The sequence below is a fragment of the Geosporobacter ferrireducens genome, assembly GCF_001750685.1.
GTDB classification, from domain to species: Bacteria; Bacillota; Clostridia; order Peptostreptococcales; family Thermotaleaceae; genus Geosporobacter; species Geosporobacter ferrireducens.
Genome location: NZ_CP017269.1, coordinates 1,434,274 through 1,446,977 on the forward strand (window position 1 = coordinate 1,434,274; position 12,704 = coordinate 1,446,977).

The window sequence follows — 12,704 nt, forward strand, 5'->3', positions numbered from 1 at the left end:
ATACAAAAAAATAGTACTGAAGTGTATAAAAACTTCAGTACTATTTTATAAAGATTTGATTCCAGGCCCAGGATTACGGGACAAGGTGAAAGTAAAAGTGCTGCCTTCTTCCGGATGGCTCTCCACAACGATTCGCTCACCCAGCCGCTGAATGATTTCAAAGGCTATAGCAAGCCCTAATCCAGTTCCCTGCGTGGCATGGGCTTTATCAACCTTATAAAATCTGTCAAATATATAAGAGATATCCTCTGCAGCTATGCCTATTCCCGTATCAGATACAGATACCTTAACCATATCCTCCTCTAAAGAAGCATATAGTGAAATGCTGCCTCCTTTGGGCGTATACTTTATGGCATTATCCAGGAGGATAATCAATACCTGCTCCACTAAACCCATATTGCTCCATAATACTACGTCCTCAGAAAGCAGTGTAAAATTAAACCGGACGTCTTTTTCACCGGCAAGTATCGCATAGCGTTCAGCTACATCCGCCATAAGTCTATTGATTTTAAAGGCTTCCCGCTGTACTGCATGGGGGTCTGACTGGAGCCGGGACAATATAAGCAAATCATCGATAAGTCTCGTAAGTCTCATTGTTTCATGCACCATGTGGGTATAATAACGTTTTTTCGTATCTTCATCAGGAGCCATACCATCGGCTAGAGTTTCTGCCAATGCCCTCAGGGCAGATACCGGTGTACGCAGTTCATGAGACACATTGGCAACATACTCACGCCGTGTCTGTTCTAGACGCTCGGATTCTGTAACATCACGGAACAAACCAACTGTTCCTACAATATGATTTTGTTCATCCTCTAAAGGGGAAATTGTAATTCTTAGAACCATTTGCTTCCACTTCAGGCTACGAACGATCGTATCTCCTTGCAAAAGGACACTATCAAAATCTTTCCATATGTCTCCAACAGGGATTATTCCCATACGTCCATCATCATTACCGATACCAAAAATATTATAAATTGCAGGATTAACATGTGTAATATTTCCCACTGCATCTATAGCAATAATCCCTTCCGATAAACCGTCGATAGTCTGCTTGAGCCGGTTTCGTTCCAACTCTAAAGCAGAAATGGTTTCAGACAGTCTGGCTGACAAATAATTGAGAGAACGTCCCAACTCTCCAAATTCCCCCTTATAGTCTTCATTTGCTTGTTCTGTAAGATTTCCGTTTGCCATATTGATGGCTGCATCTCTCATCTGCTTCAATGGGTTCACAATATGTCTTGTAAGCGCGTATACCGGAAAAATCATTAATAATAAAACACCCAATGCACTTACCATCATCGAGCGCCTCAAACCGAGCAGAGCTGTTAAAAGCTCTTCCGGCAGTTTGGTGAGAAAAACAGCCCCGGTAATGGTGCCATTATGGATAACAGGCTCTCCTACCACAAGAAATGAACGCCTATTTTTCTCACTTTGCGTAGCAATAACTTCTCGTCCGGTCAAGACAGAATCAAGGTATTCTCCAAAGACCTCATTCAGTACAGGGGTTATATACCGATGGGCTTCCCGTGGAAGTCGTGTTCTTAAGATTTCTTCATTTCTTATTATGAGATTGCCTTGTTTGTCATACACATACACAGCAGCATTCCATATTGCATTGTTGACTAAGAACTGCTCATCAAGTTCATTCTTTGTCATCAATCCCTGCTGGTATTTCAGTACTAAATTAGCAATTACTTCTGCACGTGGCTTAAGCTCCCGCATTTGCATCTCTATGAACAAATCGTTTGCTATGTGTACAAAGATTATGGTATTGAGAATGGCGTATAATACAACTGTACCTATAATTAATGCGAGAATACGTCTAATAAATACATTCTTCTTCACAATAACTCCTTTTCTGCCGCAGTTAAAGCAGCCTGCAACGCAGCTTTCTTCATGGCGGATTCATATAGAACAGGTCCTTGCATTCTATTAAAATCATTCTTTTTTAGCTTTGCACTTCAAATTTATAACCCACTCCATAGATACTTTTAATACTCCATTTTACATCTTCACAAGAAAGTTTTTGACGAATACGCTTGATCTGAGTATCTACACTTCGCGTATCACCAAAATAGTCATCTCCCCAGACCTTCTGGATGATCTGTTCCCTATCAAAAACTTGTCCGGGATGTGAAGCCAATAAATACAAGATTTCCACTTCTTTGGGCGTAAAATGAACAATTTCCCCGTTTAACCGCACCTCATAGGAGGATATATTCACGTCTAACCCTTCATAACGTATTATCGGCTCATTCTCTTTGCGCTGGGATGTTCTGCGGCGCAAGACTGTTTTTACACGTGCCACTACTTCCCGGGGGCTAAAGGGTTTTACAATATAGTCGTCTGCGCCCAACTCCAGACCCAGAATTTTGTCTATTTCTTCTCCTTTAGCAGTCAACATAATGATTGGTACATCTGTGGTTTTGCGCAAGGTGCGGCACACTTCAATTCCATTTATTTTTGGCATCATAATATCCAAAATAATCAAATCGGGTTTCGTTTCATAAGCTTTTTTCAAAGCTTCTTCTCCGTCATAAGCAGAATCATAAGCAAATCCATCTGCCTTTAAATATGCACGAATTGTCTCATGGATAATAAATTGATCATCACAAATGAGAATATGTCCAATTGCACTCAAATTTAAATTCACCCCTAAATCCTAGATAGTTTTGTATTTTATTTAATATTTGCAAATTACATTATATTATTTGAAGCAGTTACAAATAGATATAATAAACCTGCAAATTTCCTGTTATATGTTGTTTATAGCATTCCTACCTATCCCATATTCCAATTATACAATAAATCCTATAGATGTGTGATTCGGAAGTTCAATTTTTATATCGGGAACAATACGGACTGCAAGTCATTCTCTCTATATAACATTAATAAAATTTGTAGAGTTTCCTCAAAGGAGAAATCTAATTGTTGTCGAATCTTTATATTGGTTATTCTATATTCAAAGACACTTGAATCACTGACTTCCTTTGCTTATAATAATTCTTTTTCCATCATGCGTTTAAAAACTAAACCTGTACCGAATAAATAATTTGAGGTGATATTGTGCGTCATGATATGAATGACACAAATTATATAACAATGATCGACCGGGCCTTCGAAATACTTTACTATATATCCAACCACCAAGATCCCGTCGGCATTTCCCAGATAGCAAAAGAACTTGATCTTCCTAAAGCAAATATATTTAGAATATTAAATACCCTTCATAAGTGGGATATTGTAGAAAGATCTGAAAATGACAAATATATTCTGGGAAAAGGGTTGATTAAGTATGGCAATAAAGCAAAAGAGAGAATGAATCTAATTAGTATTTCATCCCCAATTGTTAAGAAACTGTCTCAAGAAATCGGTGAAACCGTAAATATTGGCATTAAGTATGAAGAAAATGTTTTAACCGTTTACAGCGAAGAAGGGGAATCTTCCTCTTTAGTATCAAAACTTATCCCCATCAGTCCATTAAACTGTTCTTCTATGGGAAAAATATTTTTATCACATGCTACAGAAGAAGAATTACTAAAATATTTCTCATCGAATGAGCTTGAAAAACGGACGATCAATACAATTATTGATATAAAAGATTTTTTAAAGATTAAAGGTTCTATTATAGAAGAGGATATTGCTTTTGATCATGAAGAGTACGAATATGGTTTGTCCTGTGTTGCTTCTGCAATAAAGGATATAGACGGAAAAATCATAGCAGCAATTAGCGTATCCGGCCCAACAAGCAGATTGAAGTTTAAGGGAATGGAAAAAATCAAACAGAAGCTAATGGATTGTGCAAAAAGCATTTCAGAATCTACTAAATATATCTAATTAAAAAAAGAGCAAAATTGCTCTTTTTTTGATTCCCACGTTCATGTCTTTAATCTCTAAATATATCCATCTTCGAAATACGTTCAAAGGCCTCTCTTAATTTATCCGTTGTACAGGTACAGGCTAAACGAATATAGCCTTCTCCACAATTTCCAAAGGCAGTTCCCGGTAATGTAAGTACATGGGCTTCGTGAAGTATTCTATTAGCCGCTTCGGCTGATGAGAGCCCTGTTTTCTTTATATTTGCAAACAGATAAAATGTTCCTCTTGGTTTCAACACCGACATATTTGATATTTTATTTATCCAATCGGCTGCATAGAAAACTCTCTTTTTATATTCTTCCAGCATCCTAGGTTGAATTTCCTTTCGGTGTCTAAGTGCATAAATAGCACCTCTTTGCGATATGGAGGGCGCTGTGAATACCACATTTTCGTTAATTTGCTGCATTGTTTTTATAATATATGCTGGCGCTAAGACATTGCCAATCCGCCATCCAGTCATGGTGAAATCTTTAGAAAAGCTGTTAATCGTAATGGTTCTCTCTTTCATTTCTTCTAATGTACTGATAGGAATAAAAGGTTCTTCAAAACTATACAATCCATATATGTCATCTGCAATAACAACCAGATCATATTGCTTTGCAATAGCAGCAACTTTTTCCAGTGTTTCTTTTGTGAAACAGATTCCTGTAGGATTATTGGGTGAATTTATTATAATCGCCTTTGTTCTTTCTGTGATGAGTTGTTCCAGGCGATTTATGCTAATTTGAAAGTCTTCATGCTCATAGGTATCTAAAATAACCGGCACCCCTCTTGCCAGTTCAATCTGCTGCATATAAGGTGTAAAGCATGGTTGATGAATGATTACTTCGTCTCCGTCGTCAATAATCGCCTCTAATGCCAGATACATCCCCAAGCATCCACTAGTGACCACCATCACCTCTTTATCTTCTAATTCCAGCTGATATTCCTCTCTGTAATATTTTCGTATTTCATTCCTTAATTCAATGTCCCCTCGGAAATCGGTATATTTTGTATGTCCTTGCTTGGCATCCTTTAATGCATTTTCAATAATAATATCATCCGTTACTAAATCCGGATCTCCCAGGCTTAAATCGATAACATCACTATATTGCTTTGCCAGCACATCGGATTGTCCCATAGGTGTTGTAGCATCCTTCCAATATCTTTTAGCAATATATTTATGTTTCATTAATATATCCCCCTCTTCGTCAGCATCCATACCTGTATGTTTTGTCCTTTTAATAGATGACTTTTGGCTTTCATGAGATCGTTATGGAACAAAGCTTAGATTGAAACACCGTTTCATAACGATGACAAAATATATTCGAAACTAAGTTTCGAATATAGAACCGGGTTATTTATATTTTTATATTTCTAAATTCCTCATCGGCGACATCTAGCGATATTCATTCTGTTTTAATATATAAAATGTGCCATAATAACGATAATCGGCAGTGTAATGACCGTCCTTTCTAAGAATATTATCAGTAGATCTTTAAAATTAACTGGAATCTTAGAACGGAGAATAATCGCACCTGTTTCTGTTAAATAAATTAACTGGGTAAAAGAAAGTGCACCAATAATAAATCGGGTAATTTCAAATTCAGAACCCTTAACAAAAATTGCCGGTAAAAACATATCTGCAAATCCTACCAATGTAGCGGACGCTGCCAATGAGGCATCCGGTACTTTCATTAAATTAAACAATGGAATTAATGGTTTAGAAATCGTACTAAACAGCGGCGTATATTCTGCCACGACTAATGAAACTGTTCCTAGCAGCATAACGATTGGCATTAAACTAAAATATACATCCGCAACAGTTTTTAAGCCTGAGCTAATAATTCCCATGAAACTAGGAGCCTGTTCAGCTCTAATAATACCACGTTCAAGGGCCCAGTCATGAATACTTCTCCCTGATGGTACTTCCTCGTTAATTTTAACATCGACACCTTCAAAATACGCCTCCGATTTCTTATTTAAAGGATAAATTCGTGGTAAAACTATAGCAGCTATAAAAGAAGAAATGCTGATCGCACCATAAAAAGCTATAAAGCTTACGGACAACTCTAAAAAGCTTGCAATAAATACTGCAAATGGCAACGATACTAGAGAGAAACATACAGAAATAATTGCAGCTTCCTTAGAAGTATAATAACCTTCCTGATATTGTTTGTCCGTAATAACAACGCCTACTGGTCCTGAACCAATCCATGATGCTATTGCATCTATAGCCGAACGACCTGGAACCTTAAATAAGGGTCTCATAAATCTACGAATTAATGTTCCTAAGTAATCCATTGATCCAAACTCCATTAATAAGGGCAAAAAGAATCCTGAGAAGAAAAACCAGGTTGCTAGGACTGGAAATAAATCGTTCACAACAACACCGCCGGTATTCGGATCTGATATTTTATCAAATCCAACAGCAGTTACAGAATATAAAACTACATAAGCAAATACTGCTGCGATTACTCGAATCGCTAATGTAAGCGGATTAACAATCAATAAGTCCTTTAAAAATTTGCTGTTTAAAATAAATTTGGGTTTTATTATGGTTGAGAGCAGCGTAATAACAGCACTTGTAATTACAACATATACCATAAATCCTGGCAAGGCTTTGCCAAATGATGCACTAAACTGTGACGCCAGATATCCAACTCCAATGGTGAGTGATCCGCCGCCCCAGGGAAGTGGAATGACAAATAGTAATAAACCAATCAGCGATGGAATTGCAAATTTCAGAATTTGATTTGTAGAAAAACTAGGTTTATCGGTTGTTTCTTTGATATTCATATACCTTCCCCCTTTGAAACATTGTTTCATTTTAATTTTATATTACTACATACATGGGACCTTTGCAAGTGATTTTGAAACGCCATTTCAGAATTGTTTTTCAATTTAAACTCCAGTCCTACGAATTAATTTCTTCTAACAGTGGTATGATTTCCCTCAAGCCGTGAATAAAATAGTCTGCATTGCTCTGATCAATTTCAAGCTTCATTTCGCGCTTTGCAATAACTTTCATGCCTGCCCTTTTTCCAGATTGTATTCCATAATGAGAATCCTCTACAACAATGCATTCCGACGGAGGAAATCCCAGCAGTTCTGCTGATTTTAAGTAAATTTCAGGATTGGGCTTGCTTTCAACAAACATTTCTCCACTCAAAACAGATGTAAAATAAGGCTTCAGATTGCATTCATCCATTGCACGGTTTAGCCGTTCCATTGGTGTGGAAGATGCCAGCGCCATTAGATACCCTTGTCTCTTTAGTGCCTTTAGCACCTCCATAGCCCCCTCATTTAGATGCTCTTTGTAACAAAACTCCCGGGTAGCAGCATATTCCCGATAGGTTTTCCTAAAAAATTCAATATCCCATTCTTTTGGACTATGCGCTTTCAATTTCTTCCAGCTAACATCTAAGGTGCCCCCAACGGTTGCATTCAAGGCTTTTTTTGGAAGCATTATGCCATGTGTTTTATAAAATTCCTCCATTCGTTTTACATATATCACTTCTGTATCCACCAGTACACCATCCAAATCAAATATTACCGCTTTAATCCTCTTATAGCGATCAATCCTATCTGCCATGATTCTCCCCCTTTATCCGTATCCGGCACTATTCAGCTGTATTATAATAATTTATTCAGCTCTATAAAGTCTGGATTGTACAACTCCCCTTTTTGTCCTATACTGTATACTTTTTCTCCCATTATATATGTAGCAACAACCTGGAACCCCTCGTCAATGACAACAAAATCTGCATCTTTTCCCGGCGCAATAGAGCCTTTTGTATCTGCAAATCCATATTTTCGGCATGGATTCAATGATGCCATGGGCAAAACTTCTTCCAAGGGCATGTGAAGATTTTCTACCAGATTTCTTATTCCGTCTAAAACAGTTTTTGAACTTCCATTGATTCTGCCATCTTCATCTAATATACGTCCATCCTTTTCTACCTGTAAAACAGACCCGTTAGTTTCTCCTGCATACATACCGGCTGGCGCGCCTGAAAAGGGTGTGCCATCGGATATCATCATGATACGGCGATTGTCTTTCAATTTTAAAATCAGTTGCAGCATATCATTACATATGTGGATACCATCACAAATGAGTTCACAATCTACCCTGTCATCCAATAAACAGACCCCTAAAACGCCTATGTCTCTATGATGAATTCCTGTCATAACATTTCCAAGGTGTGTTGCTACAGTAATTCCATCATCAATAGCCTTCCGTGTCAGCATGGCATTACAGTTGCTATGCGCAATGGCTACTGTTATATTGTGTTCTATAAGGTATTGAATTACCTCTTCCGTGCCGTGGATTTCCGGTGCCAGCGCAAATAATTTTAGTTTTCCCCCCGACCTTTTAACAATGTGCCTTGTCGCCTCTAATGATATTTCCGGGTAAGGCTTGGGTCTGCCATTTTCTCCTACCCTGCTTAGATACGGCCCCTCGGAATGAATCCCTGCAATCCTTGCGCCATGCAGCTTTTCCTCCGTCACTTGCGCAATTGCCTCATGCCCAAAATCACCCATTACAGTTGGAAACACCATTGTAACGCCATGGGCTGGTAATGCTTTAAGGTAGCCCCGTATTTCTTCAATACAGTCTTTTGTTTTTCTCATTTTAACCGAGTAACCCATAGCCCCATGGTTATGGGTATCAAAAATACCCGGAATAATACGATGATTACCATAATCAATGTATTCGGCTCCCTTTGGTATTTCCTCATATGTACCAGCAAACTTTCCCTTTTCCAGCTTTAAAAACCCCTTTTTCCCCCCCTCTTCACAGTAGATTTTCGATGCTTTAATATAGATACACATGGCCTGCCTCCATTCATGCCTATATTGCCTTCTCCCTTTCCCCAATTTTATAAAAAGGTTGCCTGCTTTAGGCAACCCTTTTTGACTTATTTGCTTCCCATTTTCTGATGAAACTTTGGATCAGCCGGGATATCAGGATTAATTCCCAATTCTATAGGTGCCAGTGCAGCGACAATTTGCAGCGGTTGAATATATTCCCACACAGAGAAGAAAGGATCATCTACAAAATCAGTAATCAAATCTTTCTCTGACGGCGTATAACTGCTTACCGGAGAACCGATAAAATAATGATGCGGTGTCATCGCTTTCATTGTTTCTTTCAATTATTTTTCTAGAATTCGTACAGCTGATGGAATAAAAATCGCATTAAGCTATACTTATATAAAATGTGATATCGTGCCAGCCTTGGACATCAGTACCTTAGAAGGTTCCTTTTATCAATACATTCAAGATGATTTAGGAATATTGCCAAAAGTTTCAAATTACGCTGTAAATGCTACACTTCCTACGGTGGAACAAAAAAAGCTCCTGGAAATTAATGATACTGCACTTCTTAAAATTGTCCACCCCAGCTTCTTAGAAAGTGGCGAAATATTTGAGTATACAGAAACTTATTATGTGGGAGACCGATATACTTATTATTTGTATTCCAATACGCCATAGCTACTGGTCTGTTACTGAACTTTTAATGAGCCTTCCATTCCATTGATAAAAAGCAAACCCCTATACCGTAAGAATATAGGGGTTTGCTTTTTATCAATCTAAGCTGCATTCAAAATGCAGCTGTTTCATTTAAATTTCCATTTCAAGGAGTGCTAAGCTAAGGCTTTTACCATGCTTATCCAGTGCAAGAGATCTAGTCACACCGCCGCCGAGGGCCTTATCCATCACAAAATTTAAGGCACCTAACTTAGGCAGCTCGTATCTTTTCACTTCTCCTTGCACGATGTCTTTAAACCATTCTTTTACACGCGCTGCTGTAACCTTTTCTTCAATTAGCTTATAGTCTGCTTCATTAAATACAATTAAAGAAATATTTGAGATATTTCCTTTATCACCAGTTCTGGAATGGGCGATTTCTTTTAATTTCATTTCTTAAACCTCCTCATAATGAATTTGCGTTTGGATGTCATCTCTTGGTATAAAAATAGAAGCAATAGAGACAATCTCTTTTACCCCTAAGGTAGCACCGCCGCCGCCAGCTGGTCCATTGGTATATAATGCCTCTACTTCATTGCCTATTTTTACTGCATCACTTCTATTGATTGTTCTTCCTGAAACCCTTAAGCGTATCTCTTTGCAAAGTGATCTGTCGTGGAACATAGCATCACTGATTTGATCCCTGTAAAGGGAATTTATACCGATATAGTCTATCCTAAGTTCTTCAACCTTTACACCAGTAGCCTTTAACCGCTTCTCCACAATCTCTCCCGCTAGCTTTGCTCTATCATAGGCGCCGGTACCGCCATAACTCATTTCCCCTTCTCCTATAAAACAATCTTTATATCCGATACTTACCTTTAAAGTATCCGTCTTTGGCCGGCCAGTAGCACCTTTGACCAGCACCCTATCTTTTTCAATCTGCTCCATGGTTATATTGGTATAATCCGCTATCCCGTCCGGCGTTATATAAGTGCTGGGATCATGAATCTCATAAATTAGCTGCTCTTTACATGTAGCTGTAGTAACATTTCCGCCTGTTTTCTCTACTTTTGTGATTACTACATCCCCATTTTCGCTAATTTCAGCAATCGGAAACCCAAGATTCCATAAATCATCTACATCCTTGTACCCTGGATCTGCAAAATATCCCCCTGTTATTTGTCCAGCACACTCCAGTAAGTGTCCTATCATGATCCCCTTTCCAATTTTGTCGTATTCATCGCAGTTCCATCCAAATGCATACATGATAGGCGCAAGAACCAAGGAAGGGTCTGCTACACGCCCGGTGATAATAATATCTGCATCATTTTCTAATGCCTCTACAATCCCATCTACTCCCGTATAGGCATTTGCTGAAACAATTTGATCCTTTATAGTTTCCAGTTTTGTTTCCAGTTCAAGTACATCATAGTCCAGATACTTGTCTATGTTTTCAAAAATATTGTCTCCTAATACCGCGGCTATTTTTAATCCTTTGATCCCTTTCTCTTCAGCTATCTTTTTTATAGCTTTTGCTCCAGCCAAAGGATTGGCAGCTCCCATGTTGGTTATCACTTTTACCTTTTTTTCAACACATAAAGGAAGTACCTTATTCATACGATATTCTAAAAGTCCATTGTAGCCTTTACCAGGGTCCTTCAATTTTTGCTCTTGTGCAATAGCAATTGTTCTTTCTGCTAAGCATTCAAAAACAATATAGTCCAAGCTGCCTTTTTCCATGATCTCTAATGCCGGTTCTAATCTATCTCCTGCATATCCAGCACCAGCACCTATGCGAATTGTTTTCATTCCACTGACCTCCTAAGTTTTTATATCCATTTTAATAACACAGCTATGCAATCTATAGTTTAATAGCACCTACAACTAGGGCAACAACTAACATGATGATTGTTGTTGCAAAAGCATAAGGGATCGTTTTCTTCTGGTGTTCTCCCAAATCAACACCAGTGAGTCCAACCAGTAAGAATGTAGCTCCTGTTAGAGGACTCACAGGAAATCCGGTAGTCATCTGTCCCATAATGGCCGCTTTTCCTACCTCAATTCCTGCTATTCCAAAACCTTTAGCAGCTTCTGCAAGTACCGGAAGTACGCCAAAATAGAAAGAGTCCGGATCAAATAATAAACTGGCAGGCATCGCAATCAGCCCTGTAATCACAGGTATAAACTTACCTAAAGAAGTAGGAATAACGGACACTGTGAAAGCAGCCATTTCCTTGATAATTCCTGAGCCTTGCATAACCCCTATAAATGCACCTGCAGCGAAGAGTATACTTGCCATCATAAGCGCCGCCTTTGCATGGGCGTCAATTCGATCTCTCTGATCTTTTACATTCGGATAGTTAATGGTTAGTGCAATAGCAAAAGCTAACATAAATATCACTGTAGCTGGAAGCATATCCATAATTAAAACAGCAATAGCCAATATAATAATCGCAACGTTTACAAAGAAAAGATGAGGGCGAGCAATCTTTGCCTTTTCTTCATCTACTTTTCTATCCACATTTATATTTGCAGTATCTAAGTTTCCAATCCGTTCCTTTTCTTTCTTCCCAAGACGGTAAGATACAAATAATACAAAGGCCAGCCCTGCAAAGAAAGGAATAAGTATAGGATTAAACAATTCTGTAACAGGTACCTCCAGGGCAGTTCCCGCTCTTATTGTGGGGCCTCCCCATGGTAGGATATTCATTGTACCAGCCGACAATGCCACAATCGTAGCCAGAGTGGTTCTTTGCATTCCAAGGGCATCAAACAGCGGCAGCATTGCTGGAACTGTCACTAAAAAAGTAACTGCACCCGATCCGTCCAGATGAACCAGCATTGCCAATACTGCTGTACCCAGCGCTATCTTAACGGGATCTTTTCCAACTACCTGGAGTATTTTATTAATGATTGGTTCAAAGGTCCCTGCATCCGTTAAAACACCAAAGAATAGGATAGCAAAGATAAACATCGTTCCCGTCGGAGCTATAGACTTGATGCCATCCGTAATAAATTTTCCAACATCTGCACCAAATCCACCAACAACCGCTGTTATGGTAGGTACTGCTACAAGTGCTACTACAGGTGAAGCTTTTTTTGTCATAATAAGTGCTAATAAAACAATAATCGTAAAAAAACCAAGTAATGCTAACATTCAAAATTCCTCCTTATTAATTTTTTTCTTTCAAATGAATAATTTAGCAAGTATCATGCCATTCTCTCTTTTTTAAAAAAGTTTCAAGTTTAAATCTCATACGGCCCAGAACCATTTAATGTTTGTTTTTTATCAATCCATTGCAATTCTAGGTATTTCTCCAGATGAGCCGCCTCTTGGAAATATAAGCATTCATCCATCCTATTTA

General features: G+C 38.4%; 12 protein-coding genes. 2 read left to right on the forward strand and 10 right to left on the reverse strand.

The annotated features are described in order from the left end of the window. Positions 1 to 45 precede the first annotated feature (45 nt). The gene (locus tag Gferi_RS07145; RefSeq protein WP_236932707.1) at positions 46 to 1,848 is read right to left on the reverse strand and encodes a sensor histidine kinase; all 1,803 of its coding nucleotides are present in this window, start codon (positions 1,846 to 1,848) and stop codon (positions 46 to 48) included. Positions 1,849 to 1,951: 103 nt separating this feature from the next. Continuing rightward, on the reverse strand, positions 1,952 to 2,644 hold the full coding sequence (locus Gferi_RS07150; RefSeq protein WP_069974959.1) for a response regulator transcription factor: 693 nt from the start codon (positions 2,642 to 2,644) through the stop codon (positions 1,952 to 1,954). Positions 2,645 to 3,069: 425 nt separating this feature from the next. Between Gferi_RS07150 and Gferi_RS07155 the strand changes: the two genes are divergently transcribed. After that, complete coding sequence (locus tag Gferi_RS07155; RefSeq protein WP_083273421.1) at positions 3,070 to 3,840, forward strand: IclR family transcriptional regulator; 771 nt, start codon at positions 3,070 to 3,072, stop codon at positions 3,838 to 3,840. Positions 3,841 to 3,889: 49 nt separating this feature from the next. Here Gferi_RS07155 and Gferi_RS07160 read toward each other — a convergent pair whose 3' ends face one another. The 5 genes from Gferi_RS07160 to Gferi_RS07180 form a co-directional block, all read right to left on the reverse strand. Next, complete coding sequence (locus Gferi_RS07160) at positions 3,890 to 5,053, reverse strand: pyridoxal phosphate-dependent aminotransferase (protein WP_069974961.1); 1,164 nt, start codon at positions 5,051 to 5,053, stop codon at positions 3,890 to 3,892. A gap of 227 nt (positions 5,054 to 5,280) precedes the next feature. Continuing rightward, positions 5,281 to 6,660, reverse strand: coding sequence for a YjiH family protein (locus Gferi_RS07165; protein ID WP_083273422.1), 1,380 nt, complete (start codon positions 6,658 to 6,660; stop codon positions 5,281 to 5,283). Between the two features lie 118 nt (positions 6,661 to 6,778). After that, on the reverse strand, positions 6,779 to 7,456 hold the full coding sequence (locus Gferi_RS07170) for an HAD family hydrolase (RefSeq protein ID WP_069974963.1): 678 nt from the start codon (positions 7,454 to 7,456) through the stop codon (positions 6,779 to 6,781). A 41-nt stretch (positions 7,457 to 7,497) separates the two neighbouring features. Next, entirely contained in the window at positions 7,498 to 8,697 is a 1,200-nt protein-coding gene (locus Gferi_RS07175; RefSeq protein WP_069974964.1) for an N-acetylglucosamine-6-phosphate deacetylase, read from the reverse strand. An 86-nt stretch (positions 8,698 to 8,783) separates the two neighbouring features. Continuing rightward, positions 8,784 to 9,008 (reverse strand): phosphoheptose isomerase family protein, encoded by a 225-nt coding sequence (locus Gferi_RS07180; protein WP_069974966.1) that lies wholly within the window; start codon positions 9,006 to 9,008, stop codon positions 8,784 to 8,786. A 25-nt stretch (positions 9,009 to 9,033) separates the two neighbouring features. On the opposite strand from Gferi_RS07180, the gene Gferi_RS07185 reads away from it, so the two are divergent. Then, positions 9,034 to 9,360 carry a UTRA domain-containing protein gene (locus Gferi_RS07185; protein WP_257785995.1) on the forward strand — a complete coding sequence of 109 codons (327 nt, stop codon included), beginning with the start codon at positions 9,034 to 9,036 and terminating at the stop codon, positions 9,358 to 9,360. Between the two features lie 129 nt (positions 9,361 to 9,489). Here the strand turns inward: Gferi_RS07185 and Gferi_RS07190 are convergent, their stop codons facing one another. The 3 genes from Gferi_RS07190 to Gferi_RS07200 are packed head-to-tail and all read right to left on the reverse strand — an operon-like array spanning position 9,490 to position 12,496. Next, positions 9,490 to 9,789, reverse strand: a complete 300-nt coding sequence (locus Gferi_RS07190) for an AtuA-related protein (protein ID WP_069974970.1) — start codon at positions 9,787 to 9,789, stop codon at positions 9,490 to 9,492. 3 nt (positions 9,790 to 9,792) lie between these two features. Next, complete coding sequence (locus Gferi_RS07195; protein ID WP_069974972.1) at positions 9,793 to 11,148, reverse strand: acyclic terpene utilization AtuA family protein; 1,356 nt, start codon at positions 11,146 to 11,148, stop codon at positions 9,793 to 9,795. Positions 11,149 to 11,200: 52 nt separating this feature from the next. Continuing rightward, positions 11,201 to 12,496, reverse strand: coding sequence for a CitMHS family transporter (locus Gferi_RS07200; protein WP_069974974.1), 1,296 nt, complete (start codon positions 12,494 to 12,496; stop codon positions 11,201 to 11,203). Between the last annotated feature and the right edge of the window lie 208 nt (positions 12,497 to 12,704).